Annotated in this window: 20 protein-coding genes; 9 read left to right on the top strand and 11 right to left on the bottom strand. The window is 74.1% G+C overall.

Annotated features, from left to right (window positions below; translation table 11 throughout):
* Positions 1-119 precede the first annotated feature (119 nt).
* Positions 120-1586 carry a dicarboxylate/amino acid:cation symporter gene (locus ACWGKI_RS07475; protein WP_452185932.1) on the bottom strand — a complete coding sequence of 489 codons (1467 nt, stop codon included), beginning with the start codon at positions 1584-1586 and terminating at the stop codon, positions 120-122.
* A 455-nt stretch (positions 1587-2041) separates the two neighbouring features.
* Between ACWGKI_RS07475 and ACWGKI_RS07470 the strand changes: the two genes are divergently transcribed.
* Entirely contained in the window at positions 2042-2995 is a 954-nt protein-coding gene (locus ACWGKI_RS07470; RefSeq protein ID WP_452185930.1) for an arginase family protein, read from the top strand.
* A gap of 227 nt (positions 2996-3222) precedes the next feature.
* On the opposite strand, the gene hutI is transcribed toward ACWGKI_RS07470, so the two are convergent.
* From hutI to hutH, 3 genes are read right to left on the bottom strand one after another with little or no spacing between them, the layout of a single operon-like run.
* Positions 3223-4482 (bottom strand): imidazolonepropionase, encoded by a 1260-nt coding sequence (gene hutI / locus ACWGKI_RS07465; protein WP_452185928.1) that lies wholly within the window; start codon positions 4480-4482, stop codon positions 3223-3225.
* A 1-nt stretch (position 4483) separates the two neighbouring features.
* Positions 4484-6160: a urocanate hydratase gene (hutU, locus tag ACWGKI_RS07460; RefSeq protein WP_452185926.1), complete on the bottom strand. Its 1677-nt coding sequence runs from the start codon at positions 6158-6160 to the stop codon at positions 4484-4486.
* Between the two features lie 54 nt (positions 6161-6214).
* A complete protein-coding gene (gene hutH / locus ACWGKI_RS07455; RefSeq protein WP_452185924.1) occupies positions 6215-7975 on the bottom strand; it encodes a histidine ammonia-lyase in 1761 nt (586 codons plus the stop codon).
* Positions 7976-8154: 179 nt separating this feature from the next.
* Between hutH and ACWGKI_RS07450 the strand changes: the two genes are divergently transcribed.
* The gene (locus ACWGKI_RS07450; protein ID WP_452185922.1) at positions 8155-8919 is read left to right on the top strand and encodes an IclR family transcriptional regulator; all 765 of its coding nucleotides are present in this window, start codon (positions 8155-8157) and stop codon (positions 8917-8919) included.
* A gap of 23 nt (positions 8920-8942) precedes the next feature.
* Here the strand turns inward: ACWGKI_RS07450 and ACWGKI_RS07445 are convergent, their stop codons facing one another.
* Complete coding sequence (locus ACWGKI_RS07445; RefSeq protein WP_452185920.1) at positions 8943-10220, bottom strand: amidohydrolase; 1278 nt, start codon at positions 10218-10220, stop codon at positions 8943-8945.
* 139 nt (positions 10221-10359) lie between these two features.
* Between ACWGKI_RS07445 and ACWGKI_RS07440 the strand changes: the two genes are divergently transcribed.
* A complete protein-coding gene (locus ACWGKI_RS07440) occupies positions 10360-10830 on the top strand; it encodes a hypothetical protein (RefSeq protein WP_452185918.1) in 471 nt (156 codons plus the stop codon).
* Between the two features lie 3 nt (positions 10831-10833).
* Here the strand turns inward: ACWGKI_RS07440 and ACWGKI_RS07435 are convergent, their stop codons facing one another.
* Positions 10834-11682 carry a siderophore-interacting protein gene (locus ACWGKI_RS07435; protein WP_452185916.1) on the bottom strand — a complete coding sequence of 283 codons (849 nt, stop codon included), beginning with the start codon at positions 11680-11682 and terminating at the stop codon, positions 10834-10836.
* A gap of 70 nt (positions 11683-11752) precedes the next feature.
* Between ACWGKI_RS07435 and ACWGKI_RS07430 the strand changes: the two genes are divergently transcribed.
* Positions 11753-12547, top strand: a complete 795-nt coding sequence (locus ACWGKI_RS07430; RefSeq protein ID WP_452185914.1) for a DeoR/GlpR family DNA-binding transcription regulator — start codon at positions 11753-11755, stop codon at positions 12545-12547.
* Between the two features lie 42 nt (positions 12548-12589).
* Here ACWGKI_RS07430 and ACWGKI_RS07425 read toward each other — a convergent pair whose 3' ends face one another.
* Both ACWGKI_RS07425 and ACWGKI_RS07420 read right to left on the bottom strand, forming a co-directional pair.
* The gene (locus ACWGKI_RS07425; protein WP_452185913.1) at positions 12590-14914 is read right to left on the bottom strand and encodes a beta-xylosidase family glycoside hydrolase; all 2325 of its coding nucleotides are present in this window, start codon (positions 14912-14914) and stop codon (positions 12590-12592) included.
* Between the two features lie 144 nt (positions 14915-15058).
* Entirely contained in the window at positions 15059-16198 is a 1140-nt protein-coding gene (locus ACWGKI_RS07420) for an epoxide hydrolase family protein (protein WP_452185911.1), read from the bottom strand.
* 145 nt (positions 16199-16343) lie between these two features.
* Between ACWGKI_RS07420 and ACWGKI_RS07415 the strand changes: the two genes are divergently transcribed.
* Both ACWGKI_RS07415 and ACWGKI_RS07410 read left to right on the top strand, forming a co-directional pair.
* On the top strand, positions 16344-17300 hold the full coding sequence (locus ACWGKI_RS07415; protein WP_452185909.1) for a helix-turn-helix transcriptional regulator: 957 nt from the start codon (positions 16344-16346) through the stop codon (positions 17298-17300).
* Positions 17301-17367: 67 nt separating this feature from the next.
* Positions 17368-17874, top strand: a complete 507-nt coding sequence (locus ACWGKI_RS07410) for a hypothetical protein (protein ID WP_452185907.1) — start codon at positions 17368-17370, stop codon at positions 17872-17874.
* On the opposite strand, the gene ACWGKI_RS07405 is transcribed toward ACWGKI_RS07410, so the two are convergent.
* Entirely contained in the window at positions 17875-18828 is a 954-nt protein-coding gene (locus ACWGKI_RS07405) for a D-2-hydroxyacid dehydrogenase family protein (RefSeq protein ID WP_452185905.1), read from the bottom strand.
* A 32-nt stretch (positions 18829-18860) separates the two neighbouring features.
* The gene (locus ACWGKI_RS07400; protein ID WP_380245010.1) at positions 18861-19757 is read right to left on the bottom strand and encodes a LysR family transcriptional regulator; all 897 of its coding nucleotides are present in this window, start codon (positions 19755-19757) and stop codon (positions 18861-18863) included.
* Positions 19758-19854: 97 nt separating this feature from the next.
* Here ACWGKI_RS07400 and ACWGKI_RS07395 point away from each other — a divergent pair, with 97 nt between their 5' ends.
* The 3 genes from ACWGKI_RS07395 (at position 19855) to ACWGKI_RS07385 (ending at position 22460) form a co-directional block, all read left to right on the top strand.
* Positions 19855-20715, top strand: a complete 861-nt coding sequence (locus ACWGKI_RS07395; RefSeq protein WP_452185903.1) for an aldo/keto reductase — start codon at positions 19855-19857, stop codon at positions 20713-20715.
* 47 nt (positions 20716-20762) lie between these two features.
* Complete coding sequence (locus ACWGKI_RS07390) at positions 20763-21698, top strand: aldo/keto reductase (protein WP_380245012.1); 936 nt, start codon at positions 20763-20765, stop codon at positions 21696-21698.
* Positions 21699-21788: 90 nt separating this feature from the next.
* Positions 21789-22460 carry a VanZ family protein gene (locus ACWGKI_RS07385; protein WP_452185901.1) on the top strand — a complete coding sequence of 224 codons (672 nt, stop codon included), beginning with the start codon at positions 21789-21791 and terminating at the stop codon, positions 22458-22460.
* Here ACWGKI_RS07385 and ACWGKI_RS07380 read toward each other — a convergent pair.
* Entirely contained in the window at positions 22391-23062 is a 672-nt protein-coding gene (locus ACWGKI_RS07380) for a hypothetical protein (RefSeq protein ID WP_452185899.1), read from the bottom strand. The genes ACWGKI_RS07385 and ACWGKI_RS07380 overlap by 70 nt on opposite strands.
* Positions 23063-23116: the final 54 nt, after the last annotated feature.

Below are 23116 nucleotides of genomic sequence, written 5' to 3'. Positions count from 1 at the left end.
CACCCTGTCACCGGCGCACGGGTCGGGCCCAGGGAATTCGAGGGGCTGCGTGATCCCGCGGCCCGGGACGACGAAGGCCCGGCAGGTCGCGCCTGCCGGGCCTTCGTCGTCGTGCGTCGTCAGGCGCGCGAACCGGCCTCCGCCAGCTCACGGCCGCCCTGCGAGGCGTCGCCGTCGACCACGGGCTGCGCGGCGTCGTCCTTGGCCGTCTCGTCCTCGTCGAACAGGTGCTCCGACGACGCGGCGCGGAACCGCTCCAGGTCGAGGATGCCCTCGCGCTTGGCGACGATCGTCGGGACGAGCGTCTGCCCCGCGACGTTCACGGCGGTGCGGCCCATGTCGAGGATCGGGTCGACGGCGAGCAGCAGGCCGACACCCGCGAGCGGCAGCCCGAGGGTGGACAGCGTCAGCGTCAGCATGACCATGGCGCCCGTGAGGCCCGCGGTGGCGGCCGAGCCGACCACCGACACGAAGGCGATGAGCAGGTAGTCGGTCAGCGACAGGTCGATGCCGAAGATCTGCGCCACGAAGATCGCGGAGATCGCCGGGTAGATCGAGGCGCAGCCGTCCATCTTCGTCGTCGAGCCCAGGGGCACCGCGAACGACGCGTACTCGCTCGGCACGCCGAGGTTGCGCTCCGTGACGCGCTGCGTCACCGGCATGGTGCCCACCGACGAGCGGGACACGAACGCGAGCTGGATCGCGGGCCAGGCGCCCTTGAACCACGCGACGACGCCGAGGCCGTTGGCCCGCAGCAGCACCGGGTACACGACGAACAGGACGAGGGCGAGGCCCACGTAGATCGCGACCGAGAACGACGCGAGCGAGCGCAGCGACTCCCACCCGTAGGTGGCGACGGCGTTGCCGATGAGGCCCATGGTGCCCAGCGGCGCCAGGCGGATGATCCACCACAGCACCTTCTGCACGATGGCGAGAGCCGACTTGTTGAACGCGAGGAACGGGTCGGCCTTGGCGCCGGACTTCAGCGCCGCGATGCCGATGACCAGCGCGACCACGAGGATCTGCAGCACGTTGAAGCTGATCCCGGTCTCCGCGCTGAACGCGCCGTCCGCCCCCGGCTCGACCGACGTGCTCGCACCGAGGCCGAGCACGTTGGTCGGGATGAGGCCGTTGAGGAAGTCGAGCCACGTGCCCGTGGACGACGGCTCGGCGCCGTCCGCCACCGACAGGGTGGTGTTGTGACCGGGCTGGAACACCAGGCCCAGGCCGATGCCGATCGCCACCGCGATGGCGGACGTGATCGCGAACCAGAGCAGCGTCTGGCCGGCCAGCCGGGCCGCGTTGGTCACGGTGCGCAGGTTCGCGATCGACGCGACGATCGCGGTGAACACCAGCGGCGGCACGACCGCCTTGAGCAGGGTGACGAACGACGACCCGATGGTGTCGAGCGTCGTCGTCAGGCCGTTGGGCGTCTCGCCGTCGGCCTGCGGGCCGAGGGACAGCGCGAGCCAGCCGAGCAGGACGCCCAGGGCCAGGCCCAGCAGGATCTGCACGGAGAACGAGGGGAAGCGCAGACCCTTGCGGGCGCGGGGCTGCGCGCCGGGGATCTTGGTTGCGGAGGACACGGACAGACCTTTCGCCGGGGTGCCGGGGGCACCAGGGGTGGGCGGTCGCCCACCAGGAGGTACGGGGTGCGGGGGGGTGCGGGGGCGCGGTGAGGCGCCTGCCGCGCGTGGCGCGCTCGCACGCCCGACGAGCGGTCCGGGGGACCGGGGGAAGCCGGGCGGCGCAGGCTCCGACCGTCGACGACGACGTCGACGGGTCAGCGGACGGTCAGCGACAGAGCGCGCTCGCGACGCGACGGAAGTCGACGTCGAGGCGCGCGGTGAGGTGGGTCCTCACGGGGACGCTGACGGTCACGGGAGCTCCAGGCACGATCGGGTTCAGGGGGATCACGGCGATTCGACTCATCGACATGATCGATCGTGGGTATCGAACCCACGAATCCAGCACCCTAACAAGCGTCCGCCCCGATGCCCAGGTCGTGTGAGGCACCTCATGGTGGCCGTACGGTCGGCGGGTGACCTCCGCTCCCCTGCCCCACGACCCGCTCTGGCCGCGCGCGGGCTCCTGGCCCGCGCCTTCCCCCGAGCCTGCCGACCCGGCCGCCGCTCCCGCCGACCTCGCCCTGATCGGCGTCCCCACGTGGCGCACGTCCCTGTCGACGACGGGCGCGCACGCCACGCCCGCGGCGGTGCGCGACGCGCTGCGCCGCTTCAGCCCCGCGCTCGTCGCCGGCCCCGACGGCGGGCCCGTGGACCTGGGCGCGCTCGCCGTCGTCGACCACGGCGACGTGACCGAGCCCGACGGGCCGGAGGGCGAGGTGCGCGCCCGGGACGCCGTCGCCCGCGCGGTCTCGGGCGCCCGCGCCGTCGTCGCGCTCGGTGGGGACAACGCGCTCACCGTGCCCGTCGCGCTGGGAGCATGGGGCGACGACGTCGCGGCCGCCGGCCTGGTCACCTTCGACGCTCACTACGACCTGCGCGACGGCGTCTCGAACGGCTCGCCCGTGCGGCGCCTGGTCGAGGCCGGGCTGGACCCGGCGCGGATCGTGCAGGTCGGCATCGCGGACTTCGCCAACTCCGCCGCCTACGCCCGGCGGGCGCGCGACTTGGGCATCACCGTCGTCACGCTCGACGAGCTGCGCCGCCGCGGACCCGGCGGCCTCGCGGGCGTCGTGCGCGAGGCCCTCGACGTCGCCGGCGCCTCGGGAGGGCCCGTGCACGTGGACGTCGACGTGGACGTCTGCGACCGGTCCGTCGCCCCCGGCTGCCCGGCGAGCGTGCCGGGCGGCCTCGCCGCGTGGGAGCTGCGCGCCCTCGTCCGCGCGGCCGCGACCGACCCGCGCGTCCGGTCCGTCGACGTCGCCGAGGTGGACGCCACCGCCGACGCCCCCGACGGCCGCACCGTCCGCCTCGCCGCCCTCTGCGTCCTGGAGGTCCTCGCCGGGCTCGCCCTCCGCCCCGCGAGGTAGCCCCCACCCCGCCGAGGTAGTTCCCCTCTTGCCGAGGTAGTTCCCCTCTTGCCGAGGTAGTTCCCCTCTTGCCGAGGTAGTTCAAGTCAGGCCCAGGTAGTTCAACTCGTGTCGAGGTAGTCCACGAACGCATATATAAAAAATCCCTTTTGGTAGTAATGCCCGAACTACCTCGGCGCAGGGAGAACTACCTCGGCGGGATGGGTACTACCTCGGCGGGATGGGTACTACCTCGCGGGGTGGCCGTCCTTCCAGACCGCGTGCACGAGCGGGACGCCGGGACGGTAGGCGAGGTGCGTGCGGCTCGGGGCGTCCAGGACGACGACGTCGGCGCGGGCGCCGGGTGCGAGGTGCCCGACGTCGTCGCGGCGCAGCGCCCGTGCACCGCCCGCCGTGGCGGCCCAGACGGCCTCGGCGACGGTCATGCCCATCTCGCGGACGGCCAGCGCGACCATGAGCGGCATCGAGCTCGTGTACGACGAGCCGGGGTTGCAGTCGCTCGCCAGCGCGACGACGGCGCCGGCGTCGAGCAGCCGGCGCGCGTCGGGGTACGGCTGGCGGGTGGAGAACTCGACGCCGGGCAGCAGGGTCGCGACCGTCCCGCTGCCCTTCCCCGTCCACGACGCCGCGAGCGCCGCGACGTCGTCGTCGGACAGGTAGGTGCAGTGGTCGACGGCGGCCGCGCCGAGCTCGACGGCGAGGCGCACGCCCTCGCCGGGCCCGAGCTGGTTGGCGTGCACCCGCACCCCCAGCCCGGCGGCGGCGCCCGCCTCCAGCACGCGGCGCGCCTGCTCCGGGGTGAACGCGCCGGTCTCGCAGAAGACGTCCACCCAGCGCGAGTGCGGGGCGCACGCGCCGAGCATGTCGCCGACGACGAGGTCGACGTACGCGTCGGCGCCTCCGGCGTCGCCCGAGAACTCCGGCGGCACCACGTGCGCGCCGAGGAAGGTGACCTCCTCGGTGACCTGCGCCGCGAGCCGCACGGAGCGCTCCTCGTCGGCCGCGGTCAGGCCGTAGCCGCTCTTCACCTCGAGCGTCGTGGTGCCCTGCGCCAGGGCCTCGCCGACGTGCCGGCGCAGCCCGGCGCGCAGCTCGTCGTCGGACGCCGCCCGCGTGGCCGCGACCGTCGTCCGGATGCCGCCCGCGGCGTACGGCCGGCCGGCCATGCGCGCCTCGAACTCGGCCGACCGGTCACCGGCGAACACCAGGTGGGTGTGGGAGTCCACGAAGCCGGGGACCACCGCTCGCCCGTCCGCCCCGACGACGCGGTCGGGCGCGCGACCGAGCGCTGCCTCGACGCCGTCCGCGCAGGCCCGCTCGGGCCCGACCCACGCCACCCGACCGCCGTCGAGCAGCAGCGCGGCGTCACGCAGGACGCCGGTCGGGTCGCCGTCGGCCCCGAGCGTCGGGTCGTTGGTCGTGAGCTCGCCGATCCCGAGGATCAGCGTCGACGGGTGCTCACCGCCCGGGTGCTCCACCTCGCGCATCTCACGACTCTCGCATCGGCACGCGCAGCCCGCCCCGCGCGGCGGCCGCGGCGGCGTCGTCGTACCCGGCGTCGACGTGCCGCAGCACGCCCAGCCCCGGGTCGTTGGACAGCACCCGCGCGAGCTTCTGCGCCGCGAGGGCGGTGCCGTCGGCGACGGACACCTGCCCGGCGTGGATGGACCGGCCCATGCCGACCCCGCCGCCGTGGTGCAGCGACACCCAGGTGGCTCCGGAGGACGCGGCGGTGAGCGCGTTGAGCAGCGGCCAGTCGGCGATGGCGTCGGAGCCGTCCGCCATGCCCTCGGTCTCCCGGTACGGGGACGCGACCGAGCCGGCGTCGAGGTGGTCGCGCCCGATGACGACCGGGGCGCTCACCTCGCCCGACGCGACGAGGTCGTTGAACGCCAGCCCGGCACGGTCGCGCTCGCCGTGCCCGAGCCAGCAGATGCGGGCGGGCAGGCCCTGGAACGCGACCCGCTCCTGCGCGGCGCGGATCCAGCGGTGCAGGTGGTCGTCGTCGGGGAACAGGTCGAGGACGGCCTTGTCGGTGGCGGCGATGTCGCGCGGGTCGCCCGACAGCGCAGCCCAGCGGAACGGGCCCTTGCCCTGCGCGAACAACGGCCGGATGTACGCGGGGACGAACCCGGGGAAGTCGAAGGCACGGTCGAAGCCGCCGCGACGCGCCTCGTCGCGGATCGAGTTGCCGTAGTCGAACACCTCGGCACCCGCGTCGAGGAACCCGACCATGCCCTCGACGTGCCGCGCCATCGACTCGCGCGCACGGTCGGTGAACTCCTCCGGCTTGGCGGCCGCGTAGTCGGCCCACTCCTCCACCGAGACGCCCAGCGGCAGGTACGACAGCGGGTCGTGCGCCGACGTCTGGTCGGTGACGACGTCCACCGCCACCCCCCGGCGCAGCAGCTCCGGCACGACCGACGCGCTGTTGCCGACCACGCCCACGGACAGCGCGCGCCGCTCGGACCTCGCCGCCTCGACGCGGCGCACCGCGTCGTCCAGGTCGTCCGCGACCTCGTCGAGGTAGCGCTCGCGCACGCGCCGCTCCAGGCGCGACCGGTCGACGTCGACCACGAGGCACGCGCCCCCGTTGAGCGTGACCGCGAGCGGCTGCGCGCCACCCATGCCGCCGCAGCCGCCCGTGAGCGTGAGGGTCCCGGCGAGCGTGCCCCCGAACCGCTTCGCCGCCACCGCGGCGAGCGTCTCGTACGTGCCCTGCAGGATGCCCTGCGCGCCGATGTAGATCCACGACCCGGCGGTCATCTGCCCGTACATGGTGAGGCCCTGCGCCTCCAGGCGGCGGAACTCCGGCCAGGTGGCCCAGTCCCCCACGAGGTTGCTGTTCGCGAGGAGCACGCGCGGCGCCCACTCGTGCGTGCGCAGCACCCCCACCGGCTTGCCGGACTGCACCAGGAGGGTCTCGTCGTCGCCCAGCGTCGTGAGGGTGCGGACGATGGCGTGGTAGCTGGGCCAGTCGCGCGCGGCACGGCCCGTGCCGCCGTAGACGACGAGGTCGTCCGGGCGTTCCGCGACCTCCGGGTCCAGGTTGTTCATGAGCATCCGCAACGGCGCCTCGGTCTGCCAGCTGCGGGCGGTGAGGGTCGTGCCGCGCGGCGCGCGGACGGGCACGGGGGTGCCGCGGTCGTACGTGGCGGGGGACATCGGCGTCTCCTTCGGGCGGTGGGCGCGTACAGGCAGGTCCGGCGAGCGGGCAGGTCAGGCGAGCGGGCCGACGGCGGCGCTCGCGGCGGCGACGACCTCGCCGTCGACGACGAGCCGCGTGACCGCCTCGATCTCGGGGGCGAGGAACCGGTCCGGACCCGGGCCGGCGACGACCGTGCGCAGCAGCGCGTGGACGGCTCCGGTGCCGGCCGCGGCCCCCGCGGTCGCCGAGCTGTCAGAACCAGGTGCCGGTAGAGCAGCACCTGGTTCTGACAACTCGGGGCGCTGGGACTTGTCAGAACCACGTGCGGGTGGAGCAGCACCTGGTTCTGACAGGTCGGGCAGGCGGAGGTCGAGCGCGCGGGCGGCGGTCATGAGCTCGACGGCGAGCACGCGGCCGAGGCCGTCGAGGGCGCGACGGAGCTTGCGCGCCCCCGCCCACCCCATCGACACGTGGTCCTCCTGCATCGCCGACGACGGGACGGAGTCGACGCTCGCGGGGGCGGCGAGGCGCTTGAGCTCCGAGACGATCCCGGCGGCCGTGTACTGGGCGATCATCAGGCCGGAGTCGACGCCCGGGTCGTCGGCGAGAAACGCCGGCAGGCCCTCGTTGCGCGCGACGTCGAGGAACCGGTCGGTGCGCCGCTCGCTCATGGACGCGACGTCGGCCACCGCGACGGCGAGGAAGTCCAGCACGTACGCGACGGGCGCGCCGTGGAAGTTGCCGTTCGACTCGACCCGGCCGTCCACCGTGACCACCGGGTTGTCGATGGCGGACGCGAGCTCTCGTCCCGCGACCGTCGCCGCGTGGTCGACGGTGTCGCGCGCCGCGCCGTGCACCTGCGGCGCGCAGCGCAGCGAGTACGCGTCCTGCACGCGGGTGCACTCCGGGCGGCCGTCGGCATCGAGGGTGCGGTGGCTCGCCACGACGGGCGACCCGGCGAGCAGGGCGCGCAGGTTCGCGGCCGACGCCGCCTGCCCCGGGTGCGGTCGCATGCCGACCAGGTCGGCCGCGAAGGGCGCGTCCGAGCCGAGCAGCGCCTCGACGCTCGCCGCCGCGGCGACGTCCGCGGTACGGAGCAGGTCGCGCAGGTCGTGGATCGCGAGGCAGAGCATGCCGAGCATGCCGTCGGTGCCGTTGATGAGGGCCAGCCCCTCCTTCTCCCGCAGCTCCAGCGGCGCGATGCCGGCGCTCGCGAGCGCCTCGGCGGCGTCGAGCAGCTCGCCGTCGCCGTCCGGACCTGCCCCGACCCGGACCGGGCCCTCGCCGAGCGCGGCCAGCGCGACGTGCGCGAGCGGCGCGAGGTCGCCCGAGCACCCGAGCGACCCGTACTCGTGCACGACGGGCGTCACCTGCGCGTTGAGCATCGCCGCGTACGTCTCGGCGACCTCGGGGCGGGCGCCCGTGCGGCCCGTGGCCAGGGTGGCGAGCCGCAGCAGCTGCAGCGCGCGCACCACCTCCCGCTCCACCTCGGGGCCGCTGCCGGCCGCGTGCGAGCGCACCAGGCCGAGCTGCAGCTGCGCCCGCTTGTCCGTCGGGATGTGGCGGCGGGCGAGGGCGCCGAACCCGGTCGACACGCCGTAGTGCGGGCGGTCGTCGTCGGCCAGGGACTCGACGACGGCACGGCTGGCGGCCATGCCCGCGAGGGCCCGGTCGGTGAGGCGCACCTGCGCGCCGTGCCGGGCGACCGCGACGACGTCGTCGACGGTCAGGGGGTCTCCCGTGATCTCGACGACGACGTCGGACCGGGGCGCGACCGGGTGGGTCGTCGTACGGCGGGCGGGGTCGCCTGCCTCCTGCAGCGTTGCGGTCATGCGGTCAGCACACACCGTCGCGGGCTCGCTGGACACCGCGTCCGGACAGGTTCAGTCTGGGATCCCAGACAAACCGGATGCCGAGGTAGTCCAGGTCCTGCCGAGGTAGTGCGGGCCTTGCCGAGGTAGTCCCCGGAACTACCTCGGCACGACCCGGACTACCTCGCGGAGGGGGGACGATGGCGGACGTACCGGCGGCGCGCAGCACGTTGCGGGTGCTGACGTTCCTCGCCGCACAGGCCGGTCCGGTCCCTGCGGCGGCGGTCGCGCAGCACCTGGGCCTGCCGCGCTCCACCGTCTACCACCTGCTGACCGTGCTGGTGGACGAGGGTTTCGTGACGCACCTGCCGGAGGAGCACCGCTACGGGCTCGGGACGGCGGCGCTGTCGCTGGGGTCGGCGTACGCCCGGCAGGCGCCGCTCGCCCGGCTGGCGCGTCCCGTCGTCGCGCGGCTCGTGGAGACGACGGGCGAGAGCGCGCACCTCGCCGTGCTGCACGGCCGGGAGGTGCTGTACCTCGTGGAGCAGCGCGCGCCACACCGCCCCAGCCTGGTGACCGACGTCGACGTCCGCCTGCCCAGCCACCTGACGGCCAGCGGTCGTGCGGTCCTGGCGCTGCTGCCGGCCGCACAGGTGCGGGCGCTGTTCCCCTCGGCGACGGCTCTCGCGGACCGGACGGGCGTCGGCCCCCGGACGCTGCGCGACCTGCGTGAGGTGCTGCGCGACACCCGCCGCCGCGGCCATGCCACCGAGGACGGCGAGGTCACGACCGGCCTCGCGTCGGTGGCGCACGCCGCCCTCGACCACACCGGCCACCCGGTCGCGGGCGTGGCGCTGACGTTCTGGTCCGACGACGTCGACGACGGCCGGCGAACGGAGCTGGCTGACGCCGCCGGTCGCGCCGCCAGCGAGATCAGCCGCCGCCTGGGCGCGCGCCGACCGTGATCGTGACCCGGGTCGGCGGCCGGTCAGCCGAGCCACTCCTGGGCGGCGGCGACCAGGGCCGCGACGCCGAGGTCGAGGGTGGGCTCGGGGACCGGGGCGAAGAACGGCGAGTGGTTCGGCGCGACGCCGTCGGGCAGGCCGCCCATGCCGGTGGCCGTCGCAGCGTCGAAACCTGCGAAGAGCGCGGCGTCGAACCCGCCGAGGAACCAGAACACGAGCGGCACGCCGGCGGCGGTCGCCAGGTCGCCGACGTCCTCGGAGCCGGGCAGCGGCGGCAGGCTCACCACCTGCGGCCGACCGCCGGCCGCCTCCACGCGCGGACGCTCCGCCTCCAGCACCCGCTCGAGGACGGCGCGCGTGCGGGCCGTGGCGCCGGGGTCGTTCGCCGTGAGGTTGAAGGCGGCGACGTGCGCGTACTCGGGCGGATGCGGCGCCCCGGACGCCGCGGCCTCGGCGTCGACGATGCGGTGGATCGCGGCGAGGACGCGCTCGCGGACGCCGTCGTCGAAGGTGCGGACGTTGACGAGCAGCTCGGCCCGGTCGGGGATGACGTTCGCCTGCGTCCCGGCCTGCACGGACCCGACGGTGACGACGGCGGACTCGGTCGCCCCGACCTCGCGCGACACGATGCCCTGGAGCCGCAGCACCGTGGCCGCGGCCATGACCACCGGGTCGACGGTCGCCTCGGGGCTGGAGCCGTGCCCGCCCGCCCCGTGCATGGTGATGCGCAGCGAGTCCGCGGCCGCCATCGCGGTCCCCGGGGTCAGGCTGACCACCCCGACGGGCAGCGGCATGACGTGCTGGCCCAGCACGACGTCCGGCACGACGCCGATGCGGTCGTAGAGCCCGTCGGCGACCATGCGGCGCGCGCCCTCGCCGACCTCCTCGGCGGGCTGGAACAGGACGACGAGCGTGCCGGACCAGGCGTCCCGGGCCTCGGCGAGCGCGGCGGCGGCGCCGAGCAGGCAGGTGACGTGCACGTCGTGGCCGCACGCGTGCATGGTGCCGGACGTGCGGCCCTCCGGCGTCGTCGCGGTGTCGGTGGAGGCGTACGGCAGCCCCGTGCGCTCGGTCACCGGCAGCCCGTCCATGTCGGCGCGCAGCAGGACGCGCGGCCCGGCGCCGCAAGCGAGCACCCCGACGACGCCCGTGCCGCCGATCCCCTCGTGCACCTCGTAGCCCCAGCCGCGGAGCCGGTCGGCGACGATCCCGGCGGTGCGGTGCTCGGCGAACCCAAGCTCAGGATGGGCGTGGAGGTCGGTGTAGATGGCCGTCAGCTCAGACGTCGTCAGCGCGCTCATGGCCGCCATCGTGCCCCCGTCGGCGCGCCTCGACATCCGGTGAACGCCCGGTGTCGGCGGCAGTGCGCCCCGAGGCTGTGTGCAAGATCTCCACGTCGTCGTAAGGGTTTATTCAGGTCCGCGGTGCAGAATCGTGGCCATGACGTCAGCGACGACTTCGAAGGGCAAGACGACGACCCGTCTGGCCGCGGTGAGCCTCCTCGCCGTGACCATGATGCTGGGCGCGTGCTCCGCCCCCACCGAGGACGTCCAGTCGTTCATCGCCGGTGCCAAGAGCCAGGCCGAGGCCATCGACGTCGACCTCCAGCAGCTGCAGCACGCCACCGGCGTCCCCGCCGCCCTGCGCGGCTCCGTGACCGACGCGATCAGCTCCGCGCAGGCCGCGACCGACGAGGCGCGTGCCGCCCTCGCCCGGGCCGCCACCTCCGCCGACGGCGCCGTCGTCGCGCTGGAGGACGCGCAGGTGGCCCTCGAGGCCGCGTCCGCCGAGGTCCGGTACGTGACCGACGCCGCCCGGCAGAAGGGCGCGGGCGACGTCGCGGACCAGCTCTCCCGGCTCCAGGAGCAGATCGACGCCCTGCGCGGCGAGACGGAGAGCGCGGTCGCCTGACCGTCAGTCCGGGTCGCTCGGGTCCAGCGGCAGGTGATGGTCGAGGTTGACCACCCCGCGCCGCCAGTAGCCGGAGACCAGCACCTGCTCGGCGGGCAGGCCCAGCTCGCGCCGCAGGTGTCGGCGCACGGGCACCAGGTCACCGGCCTCGCCGAGCCCCACGAACAGCTCGTCGGGCCCCAGGGCGCCGAGGGAGCGCACGGCCTCCACGAGCTGCCCCGGGCCGTCGGTGCGGTAGAGGATCTCGACGGCCGCGCCGTCCAGCTCGTCCTCGACGTGCGCCTCGTCGACGTCGTCGCCGATCTCGACGATCGCCGTCACCGGCACGCCGGGCTCGACGGCGGCAGCCCAGCGGGCCAGGGCGGGCAGTCCTGTCTCGTCGCCGACGAGGGTGAGCCGCGCGATCCCCTCCGGCACCCCGGCGCTGCCCCGCGGTCCTGCGAGCACGACCTCGTCGCCCGGGGTCGCGCGGGCCGCCCAGGCGGACGCCGGGCCCTCGTCGCCGTGCAGCACCCAGTCGACGTCGACCTCGGCCACGCCGTCCACCGTCCGCGTCGCGCGGACCGTGAGGTCGCGGGAGATGGACACGACGCCGGCCGGGCGTTGCAGCCCGCCGTCCGCGGCGAGCGTCGGCGCGTGCAGCGCGCCGGTCGCCGGATCGGGCAGGAAGACCTTGACGTGGTCCTCCGGGCCGGGCGCCCGCAGCGCCGCCAGGGACGACGGCGCGGCGGGGTCCGCGCCGTCGACGTCGCGGAACGTGGTGCGCCGCAGGCTGCCGCTCAGCTCGCGCACGGCGTGCACGCGCACGCGGCGGGGGACGAGATCGAACCGGAGACGGGATCGCGTGAGCACGACTCGATTCCATCACGCAGGGCGGGCGTGTCCGCCCGCCCGGCCGCGAAGCCCGTGCACACTCGGTGCTGTGAGCCGTGCCGAGGGAACGAGGGCTGCGAAGGCGCGGCGCCAGCAGCTCATCGCCGACCTCGTCTCCCGCCGCGGCGAGGCGCGGCTCGGCGACCTGGAGGACGTGCTCGACTCGTCGCAGGTCACCCTGCGGCGCGATCTCCGCGACCTGGCGGCGCGCGGCGCCATCTCCTACGAGCGCGGCGTGGCGAGGGCGCGGCGGCGCCACACCCTCGAGCCGAGCTATGTCGAGAAGCTTCAGGTCGCGGCACGCGAGAAGGACCTCATCGGCAGAGAGGCGGCGGAGCTGGTGATGGACGGCGACGCTGTGATCCTCGGTCCGGGCACGACGACCCTGACGCTCGCCCGCCACCTGCGGGACAAGAACATCCAGGTCTGGACGAACTCGCTGCTCGTCGCCGAGGCGCTGGCCGACGCCGCCCCTGTCGACGTCCACCTCGCCGGAGGTGAGCTGCGTGGCTCCGTCCGCGCCGTCGTCGGGTCCCGCGCAGAACGGTTCTTCTCGGGTCTGCGCGCGCCCTTGGCGTTCCTCTCGGGGAACGGCTTCTCGCTGGAGCGCGGGCTCACCACGCCGAACGCCCACGTGGCCGACATCGACCGCGTGCTCGCCTCCGCGGCCCTCTCCGTGGTGGCCCTGGTCGACCACACGAAGGTCGGGCTGGAGTCGCTCCTGACCACGGTCCCCCCGTCCCGTGTCGCCCGCGTGGTCACGGACGAGGCCGCGAGCCCGGAGTTCGTCCAACAAGCCCGGCGGGCGGGGATCCGCGTCCACGTCGCGCGCAGCACGCGGTGACGCGCCCGGGCCGAGAACCTCCGACCCGAGCGCGCCCGCTGGTCAGTCGTCGACGGCCGTCGGCGGCAGGCTCGTCGCGCCGATCACCCGGACCCTGGGCATCGTGTGCGTGGCGACGTTCCCGTTGGCGTCGGTGGCGCGCACCTCGACGTCCCAGATGCCCGGGCGCAGGGCCACCGGACCGTCGTAGCGCTGCCAGCCGCCCCGCTGGGTGCGGTACTCCACGGCCTGGACCCCTGCGTCGTCGTCGGAGACGTCGAGGACGACCCGGGCACCCGAGAGGTACGACCCCGCAGGCCCCCGCCGACCCTGCACGCTCGCGTCGATCGTGGGAGCGACGTCGTCGTCCAGGCTTGCCGCACGCGCGTCGGACACCCGGTAGTCGCCGTTCCGGACGGCCCACAGCGACAGCACCGACCACGCGGCGTGCATCGCGACCCATTCCTCGCGCCCGGCGTACGTGTCGTCGTCACCTGCCACGTAGGTCCTGCCGTCGGCCGAGCGTGCCTGCATGGCGAGGGCGTCGCCACCGTGGAGCGGCAGCCAGTACCTGCCGTCCTTGCTCGCCGACCGGTCGACGCCGAAGGCCGCCGAGATCGCGTCGACCGCGACGAACTGGAGGCGCCGCGAGCTGCCCCAGTCGGTTCCTTCCGGGTAGTAGAGGGAGCCCGTGCCCTCCCGGTAGATCGTGCCGCCGGGTGCCTGATAGGGCGGCGCCGGGTAGTCGTGGTCCACGAGGTTTCCGTACATGAGCTCCATGTCGTGCAGCGCCGCACGCGGGGTCGGGCGTCCGGCAAGGGTCGACGTGGTGCCGGCGTACAGCTGTTGGACCATCGTCGCCATGTAGTCGGGATGCAGCAGGCCGTGGTTGTAGGCGCGCCCGTCCTCCTCGACGTTCCACCCCTGGACCCAGTCGTCCAGGGGGCGGCCGTTGACGACCGTGTCGTCGTGCACGTCCGACGGCTTGGCGTGCGCCGAGAGCAGCAGCTCGACGTTCTTCGTCATCCAGGCGTCGTGGCGGGGGTGGTCGGGCATCATTGCCGTCGCGACCTGCAGGAGCATGGAGTTCCAGGAGTTCTCCTCCGCCTTCGTGTCCCCTGGCGACAGGACCGTGCCGTCGGCCGCCGTCCAGTACGGGACGTCGTAGTGCACGAACCGGTCCGCCTCGGTCTCGACCATCATCCCGACCTGGCGCTGGTCCTCGGGTGCGAGGTCGTCCCACAGGAGCCAGGCCGCCTGTGCCGTCAGGGCTGCCCAGAGGGCGCCCTGCCAGCTGGTCGTGCCGCTCCAGCCCCCGGGCCGGTTCGCATAGTGGGCGTCGGCGAGCGAGGAGACGAGGCGCACCGTCCGGGCACGAGCCTCCGCCTCGGGCACACCCGTCACGTTCTCGTCGTACACCCCCGTGGCCAAGGACGTGGCGAGGGCGTCCGCCTCCGCGGCCACAGGCCGGATCTGGTGCTCGCCGGTGCCGCCGAAGGTGAGGTACCCGTCCGACGGCTGCGCCCCGAACTTCGTGCGCCACCACGTGGTGAGGGCGTACTCCGTGGAGTGGGTCAGGATCTTGGCGGGCACGGCGTCCACCCCGGTGAGCGGCTCGTCCCCGAGGCGGTCCCAGTCGATCGGGACGACCGTCCCGTCGGGCTGCGGGGGCGGGGGCGGCTCGCTGCCGTCGTGGAGCAAGGTGAACTCCTGGAAACGGGCGGGGACGACGGGGGCGCCCGCCGTGCCGCCCATGGCGAACAGACCGATCCGCAGGTGCTGGCCGGCCGGCACCGGCGTGCCGACCGGCGTCCAGGTGGTCCCGTCCGGCGAGTACATCCCGACGACCTCCGTGCCGTCGCTGACGAGCTTCAGCGAGAAGGTCGTGGGCCACTGCGCGAGCGGCTTGTCGACGGGGCCAGGGACCGACGGGGTCCCTCCCACCTCACGCAGGAAGAACACCCGCCCGTTCCCGCCCGTGCGGCCGGAGAACGCGAGCGACGCGTAGTTGCCGTCGTCCGTGTAGAGCACGAGCCCTGCCTGCTGACAGCACGTCGTCGGCGCGAGCTGGAGCGTCGTCGAGGCCTCCCAACGACCGTGGGTGGGTGCGTCCTGGAGCACGAGGTTCCGGGCTGTGTTCGTGCCGCCGTAGAGGTCGCCCGGGAGGGTGGCGATGGTGAGCGCCCCGTCAGCCAGCGACAGTCCCGCGTCGTCGGGCCGCACCCGATCCCACCGCCCTGCGTCGAGCGTCGTCCCGTCGAAGGTGTCGCTCCCGTCGGTGGGCAGCAACGGCCCGTCGTCGGCGGAGGCGACCGGCCCCGCCCCGAGGGTGGCGACGACCGCGAGCGCCGCACCCCATGCCACCACGATCCTGCTCGTCCTGGTCATCGTCGACCTCCACGCCGTCGTGTTCGTGGGCGCGATGCTAGCCAGAGGGGCGATCGACCCTGGGGGTGATCACCGAACGGCGATCAGGTGACCCGGACGGGCGCGGTCCGGGTCACCCGATGATCGACCACGGTGATCATCCCGTCAGGCGAAGAACGCCCGCAGGTCGGCGACGACGTCGTCGGGCACCTCCATGGCGGCGAAGTGGCCGCCGCGCGGGAACTCGGACCAGTGCTCGATGCGCGCGTTGTCGCGCTCGGCGAGGCTGCGGATGGTCTGGAAGTCGTCCTTGAAGACGGCGACGCCGATCCGTCCGGTGCTGACGACCGGCTCTGCGCCGGACCTCTGCTCGGCGTAGTGGTAGCGCGCCGCCGTGGCGTAGGTGTTGGTCAGCCAGTAGAGCGTGACCTGCGCCAGCACCTGGTCCGCGGAGACGAGCGACGTGCCGTTGCCGAAGTTCTCGAACAGCTCGGAGTACGCCAGCGTGCCGACGGGCGAGTCCGCCAGCGCGGCGCCGACGGTCTGCGGCCGGGAGGCGTTCATCGCGTTGTAGCCGCCCACCGACTGGAACCACTGCGCGTGGCCGAGGGCCGCGTACTCCTTCTCGCCGAAGTCGTCCATCTCCCCCGGCGCCCCGGTCGGGAAGGAGAACAGGTGCAGCACGTGCGCGCCGCGGAAGCCCTCGGGGTCCAGGACGGCGAGCTCGCGGCCGATCATCGCGCCGCCGTCGCTGCCGTGGATGCCGTACGAGTCGTAGCCCAGCCCGCGCATCAGCGCGTCGTAGGTGCGCGCGACCCGCGCCATCGTCCACTCCCCGCCGACGAGGGGCGTCGAGAAGCCGAAGCCCGGCATGGACGGGACGACGACGTCGAACGCGTCCTCGGCGCGGCCGCCGTGCGCGACCGGGTCCACGAGCGGGTCGATCATGTCGAGGAAGTCGAGCACCGACCCCGGGTAGGTGTGCGCCAGCAGGAGCGGTGTGGCGTCCGGGTGCGGCGAGCGCACGTGCAGGAAGTGCAGCGGCTGACCGTCGATCTCGGTGCGGAACGCGGGGTAGGCGTTCAGCCGCTCCTCCACCGCGCGCCAGTCGAAGGCCTTCCACCGCTCGACCATGTCGCGCAGGTAGGACTCCGGGGTGCCGTACTCCCAGGAGTCTCCGGGGGCGGCGGGGGCGAAGCGGGTGCGGTCGAGGCGCTCGCGCAGGTCGTCGAGGTCGGCCTGCGGCACGTGCACGGAGAAGGGCTGGAGCTCGAGGGTGGTCGCGGCGGGGGTCGTGGCGTTCATGGCGTGCTCCCGAGGTCGTGAGCCGGGCCTTCGCCCCAGCTCCTGAAACCCACGATAGGAAGGGTTCAGGAACGGTTCGTTCCTTTATTCTGGACGAGTTCTGACAAGTTCGTCGAGTGCGGGCACACCGGTCCGGGAGGTCGCGATGGGTTCTACGTCGGCACGGCTGCTGGCGCTGCTCGGGCTGCTCCAGTCCCGCCCGGACTGGTCCGGCGGCGAGCTCGCCCGCCGGCTCGACGTCACGGACCGCACGGTGCGGCACGACGTCGCGCGCCTGCGCGAGCTCGGCTACCCCGTCCACGCGGTCCGCGGGCCCGGCGGGCGCTACCGGCTCGGCGCGGGCGCCCGGCTGCCCCCGCTGCTGCTCGACGACGCGGAGGCGGTCGCGGTCGCCGTCGGCCTGCGCGCCGCGACCGCGACGGCCGGGTTCGAGGAGTCCGCGCAGTCCGCGCTCACCAAGCTGGAGCAGGTGCTGCCCGACCGGCTGCGCCGCCGCCTGGCCGCGATCCGCGACGCCAGCACCGCCGGCCCGGAGAACACCGGCTCCAACGTCGAGGACCCGGGCGTCGACGCGGGCACCCTGGCCGCCGTCGCCGACGCCGTCCGCGACCACCAGGGCCTGCGCGCCTTCTACCGGGACGAGCCCGTCGAGCTGGAGCCGTACCACCTGGTCTCCTGGCAGCGGCGGTGGTTCCTCGTCGCCCGGACCGTCGGGCCCGACGACGAGGCGTGGGCCCCGTACCGTCTGGACTGGCTGCGGCTCCGCACCCCCGGGGGCAGGCGTTTCCGGCCTGTGGCGTTCCCCGGCGACTTCTCGGAGTTCGTGGTGCGCGAGGTCGCCCGTACCGGCTGGGCCGTGCACGCCCGCATCACCGTGGACGCCCCGGCCGAGGAGGTGCTCGCCCGTATCAATCCCGCCGTCGGCACGGTCGAGGCCCTGCCGGACGGGCGCAGCGTCCTGGTCACCGGCGGGGACAGCGTGGAGGTCGTCGCCGTGTGGATCGGGATGCTCGGGCTCGACTTCCACGTCGCCGAGCCGCCGGACCTGGTGGAGCACCTGCGGCTGCTGTCGGCGCGGTACGCCCGTTCCACGAGCGGCTGACACCTCCCCCGGGGCGACCGGCCCCAGGTGCTGGCGCGACGGGCCACCGCTCCGCGAGACTGTGCCCGTGAGCGATCCGTACCAGCCGTACCAGCCGTACGAGCAGCCCGGCCGACAGACCGGCGAACAGTCCAGCCAGCAGACCGGCCAGCAGCCGACCCCGCAGGGCTACGCGCAGCCTGACCACGCCCAGGCGGGCTATCCGCAGGCCGGATATCCCCAGACCGGGTACCCGCAGGCCGGGTACCCCGGGTACCCGCAGGGTGCGTACCCGCCGCCGGGCGGGGGCTACCCGTACGGCTACGCGCCGGAGGACCCGGGCAAGACGATGGGCATCATCGGGTTCGTGCTGGCGTTCGTGTTCGCCCCTGCCGGGATCGTGCTGTCCGCCATCGGCCGGTCCCAGTCGCGCAAGGCGGGCTTCCCGCACCCTCTCGCCACGTGGGGGCTGTGGCTGTCGATCGCGTTCACGGCGATCTGGGTGCTCTACGTGCTCTTCTTCGTCGTCCTGCTCGGGGTCGGCCTGTTCGGCGCGGGCACGTACTCGGACTACTCGTCGGCACTGACGGTCTGATCAGGTCAGCACGCGCACGGGCGACCCCGCCGCCCAGGCGGCGACGTCCTCGGCCGCCTGGCCGTAGAACGTGCGGTACGTCGCCTCAGTGACGTACCCAAGGTGCGGGGTGAGCACGGTGCGCGGTGCGGAGCGCAGCGGGTGGTCGGCGGGCAGCGGCTCGACGTCGTACACGTCGAGCCCGGCCCCGCCGAGGCGCCCCTCGTGCAGCGCGGCGAGCAGGGCGTCCGTGTCCACGAGCGGGCCGCGGGACGTGTTGACGAGCACCGCGGCGGGCTTCATGCGGGCCAGGTCGACGGCACCGACGAGCCCGCGGCTGCGGTCACTGAGCTTGTAGTGCACGGTGACGACGTCCGCCGTCGCGAACAGCTCGTCCTTCGCGACGGCGCGCACGCCTGCCTCGGCGGCCCGCGCCGCGTCCAGGTGCTGGCTCCAGGCGACCACGTCCATGCCGAACGCGAGCCCGATCCGCGCCACCTTCGCCCCGATCCGCCCGAGCCCGACGACGCCCAGCCGACGCCCCTCCAGGTCGCCGCCCACGGTGTGCTGCCAGCCGCCGTCGCGCAACGCCCGGTCTTCGGCGGGCACGTGCCGCAGCAGCGCGAGGATCAGCGCCCACGTGAGCTCGGGAGTGGCGTTCGTGGGTGAGTCCGTGCCGCACACGACGACCCCGTGCGCCCGGGCGGCGTCGAGGTCGATCGACGCGTTCTGCCGCCCGGTCGTCACCAGGAGGCGCAGGTCGGGCAGCCGCGCCAGCCGTGCGGCGGTGAACGGCGTGCGCTCCCGCATCGCCACCACGACGTCGTACCCGGCGAGCGCCGCGACCACCGCGTCGTCGTCGGGCAGCGGTTGGTCGACGAACGCGACGTCGGCCCCCATGTCGGCCCCCATGGCCCCCCAGTCCGCGAAGCGGTGGGCGACCTGCTGGTAGTCGTCCAGGACGGCGACGTGCATCGTCGACCTCCGTGATCGGTCCCGCGCCCGGCTCATGCCGGCTGCGCCACGGCGAGGTTCGCCTCGCCCACGAGCTCCAGCAGCCGGGCGGCCGTGGGCTCGGCGGTCGGGGAGGCGATCGCGGCGACCACCCACTCCGGCGTCCCCTGGGCGGGGAGGTCGAGCACGGCGAGCCCGGCGGCCTGCGGCTTGGCCGCGACGTGCTGCGGGACGACGGCGATGCCGAGGCCGCGCTGCACGAAGTCGAGGAGGGTGTGCACGTCGTCGACGCTCATCCGCACCCGGCGCTCGAGCCGGCGCGCGGCGAACGCGCCGTCCACCAGCCGGCGGATGGCCCACGGCTCGCGGAAGTCGACGAAGTCCCGGTCGGCGAGGTCCTCCCAGTCCACCGCGGGCGCTGCGGCGAGCGGGTCGGTCGCGTGCGTCAGCACGACGATCGGCCGCCGGCCGAGCTCGAGGCGGCGCAGCGCGCCGAGGTGCTCGGTGGCGGCCACGAACGCGACGTCGAGGACGCCGGCGCGCACCTGCGCGGTGAGCTCGCGGGAACCCGCCTGGGCGAACTGGACGTCGACGAGCGGGTAGCGGAGGCGGAACCGTTCGAGCAGGGGCGCGACGTCGACCACTCCCAGGCACTGCTCCGCGCCGAGCCGCAGCCGGCCCGACAGCTGGTGGCTCGCGCGCACGACGGCGTCGTGCCCGGCGGACGCCTGCGCGAGCATGCGCCGCGCGAACGGCAGCAGCGCGCGGCCCGCGTCGGTGAGCGCGACCTGGCGCGTCGTGCGCACGAACAGCTCCGCGCCGAGCTCCCGCTCGAGGGTGCGGATCGCGGCGGACAGCCCGGACTGCGTCACCCCGCACAGCGCCGCCGCCCGCGTGAAGTGGCCCTCGTCCGCGACCGCGACGAGGTACTCCATCTGCCGCAGCTCCATTGATCGCTCCCGGTGCTGGAACCCATGAGACCTAGTTGTTGGACTCATCAACCGTGACCTTCCTATCGTCGGAGGCACCGACGACACAAGGAGAGCCGTGGAAGCTCGCACGATCGGAACCCAGACCGTCAGCGCGATCGGGCTCGGCGGCATGCCGATGTCCATCGAGGGCCGCCCCGACGAGGGCCGCTCCGTCGCCACGATCCATGCGGCGCTGGACGCCGGGATCACGCTCGTCGACACCGCCGACGCGTACCACCTGCACGCCGACGAGGTCGGCCACAACGAGGAGCTCATCGCCCGCGCGCTGCGCTCCTGGGGCGGGGACGCGTCCGCCGTCCTGGTCGCGACCAAGGGCGGTCACCTCCGTCCCGGCGACGGCGCGTGGACGCAGGACGGGCGGCCCGAGCACCTCAAGCAGGCCGCCAAGGCGTCGGCCCAGCGCCTCGGCGTCGAGGCGATCGGGCTCTACCAGTTCCACCGTCCCGACCCCGCGGTGCCTTACGCCGAGTCGATCGGCGCGCTGGTCGAGCTGCTCGACGAGGGCGTCATCGTCCAGGCCGGCATCTCGAACGCGAGCGTCGCGCAGATCGACGAGGCGAACGAGGTGCTCGGCGGGCGCCTGGCGTCCGTGCAGAACCAGTTCTCGCCCGCGTTCCGCTCCAGCCTCGCCGAGCTCGAGCACTGCGCCGCCCTCGGCGTCGCGTTCCTGCCGTGGTCGCCGCTCGGCGGCATCCGCCGCGCCGGCGAGCTCGGCACCGCGCACGCCGCCTTCGGCCGCGTGGCCGAGCGGCACGGCGTGGGCCCCCAGCAGGTCACCCTCGCGTGGGAGCTGGCGCTGGCGCCCGTCGTCGTGCCCATCCCCGGGGCCTCCCGGCCCGCGAGCATCGAGGACTCCGCGCGCGCCGTGGACCTCGTCCTCACCGCCGACGAGCTCGCCGAGCTCTCGGGCTCCTGAGCCCGGCCCACCACCCGACCCCACCTCTCCCCGATCGAGGAGGATCCATGAGAACCGTCCCCCTGGGCTCCAGCGGACGCCAGGTCCCGAACGTCGTGCTCGGCCTCATGCGCATTCAGCAGATGGACGACGACGCCGTCCGCGAGCTCGTGCGCACCGGCCGCGACGCCGGCATCGACTTCGTCGACCACGCCGACGTGTACGGCGAGGAGCTGCACGGCTGCGAGCGCCGCTTCGCGGAGGCCATGCAGCTGACGCCGTCCGAGCGCGAGCAGCTCACCATCCAGTCCAAGGCCGGCATCGTGCGTGAGGGGCCGTACTTCGACTTCTCGTACGAGCACCTGGTCGAGTCGGTCGAGGGGTCCCTCACCGCGCTGGGCACCGACTACCTCGACGTGCTCCTGCTGCACCGCCCGGACGCGCTCGTGGAGCCGGACGAGGTGGCGCGCGCGTTCGACGACCTGGAGTCGTCGGGCAAGGTGCGCGCGTTCGGCGTCTCCAACCACACGCCGGGGCAGATCGAGCTGCTGAGGCGCTCGGTGCGGCAGCCGATCGTCGCGAACCAGCTGCAGCTGTCGATCACGCACGCGCCGATCGTGGCGCAGGGCGTCGCGGCCAACATGGCGGGCGAGGACCAGTCGCTCACCCTCGACGGCGGCGGCATCCTCGACTACTGCCGCCTGCACGACATCACCGTGCAGGCGTGGTCGCCGTTCCAGGCCGGGTTCTTCACCGGGGTGTTCCTGGGCTCGGACGACTACCCCGAGCTCAACGCGGTGATCGACCGGCTGGCGGCGAAGTACGACGTGCCGCCCATCGCGGTCGCCGTCGCCTGGATCACGCGCCACCCCGCGGGCATGCAGGTGGTGCTGGGCACGACGACGCCCGAGCGCGTCGCCGGTGCGGCGCAGGGTTCAGACCTCCCGCTCACCCGGGCCGAGTGGTACGAGCTGTTCCGCGCTGCCGGGTACCGGGTGCCCTGACGTCGGCGAGCGGGTGCGGCCGGCCGGCCGCACCCGCAGCCCCGAGGTCCGCATACGCTCTCGCAACATGATCTGGTGTGGGCTGCGGGGATGACTGCACCCGCACCCGCGCCCGCCCCCCGGCGACGGACCGCCCTCGTCCTGCTGTTCGCGGCGTACCTCGTCCTCCTCGGCTGGCTGGTCCTGTGGAAGCTGGGGACGCCATGGGTCGGCGAGGCGGGAATGCGCGTCGTCAAGCTGGTCCCGTTCGTCGCCACGGCGAGCGCGGGGGCCAGCGACCCGGTCGAGATCGCCCTGAACCTCGTGATCTTCCTGCCGTTCGGCGTCTACCTGGGGCTCCTCGCCCCGTCGTGGCCGTGGTGGCGGTCCGCGGGCGTGCTCGCGGGGGCGAGCCTGGCCCTGGAGGTCGGCCAGTACGTGCTGGCCGTCGGCAGCACCGACGTCACCGACGTCGTCGTGAACACCGCGGGCGGGCTGGCCGGGCTCGCCGTCGTCGCCTTCGCGCGACGGCGGCTGGCCGCCCGCACCACCGTCGTCCTGTCGCGGTGGTGCGTTGCCGGGACCGTGCTCGCCGTGCTCGCGGTGGGGCTCTTCGTCGCCTCGCCCGTGCGCCTGAACGGCCCGCCGCCCGGTGATGTCGCGATCGCCTGCCGAGGCCCGGTGGCAGACAGGCACGGATCACCGTGCGCAGGTCAGGCCCGCGCGACGTCACGCAGTGCGCTCACCTCCAGGACCGCGGCCGAGATGCTCGCGCCGAGCTGACGGAGATGCTCGTGGTCGAGCACCTCCACGCCGTCGAGGTACTCGCGCCGTTCGTGCTCGGCCGAGGCGATGCGCCAGAGGACGACGACCAGACGATGTCGTGCGTCGTTGGGCCACCGCTCGCTCTCGCGGATCGTCGCAACCAGGTCGGCGTCCTCGGCGACGACCCGGCTGCGAGTCGCCTCTGGAACGTCGAGCTCACGGATCTCCCGGGCGATGCGCATCGCGCCCTCCCGCGTCATCATGAGTCCCCCGATTGCCATCAGCATGCAGGCCATGACAAGGCCGAACACCGGCGCGGGGTCCATTCCCAGAGCCGCCGCGGCACCGAGAACGGCGGGCACGGCCGCGCAGGAGGCGACGCTTGCCGCCCGCGCCCCGAGGAACCGTCGGCGGGCGACGCGGTCGACAGCGGCGAAACCCGCAGCCAGCCCGTCGACCTCGTCGCTCCCGGTCTCGGGGTGGACGACGAAGGCGTACCGGCCGAGCGCCGCCTCCATCTCTTCCACCAAGGAGCCCGCGAAAAAACGGCGGAGCTCGATGACGGCCCACGAGAACGCGACGATGCGTCCGGGGCGCGGCACCAGCCAGCCGTGTTGCACGACGGGATCCTAGGGCGCCGGGCACGGGAGGCCGGGTGTCCACGACCGGCACGA

Source organism: Isoptericola sp. NPDC055881 (genome assembly GCF_053615895.1).
This window is presented reverse-complemented; position numbering and strand designations above follow the sequence as displayed.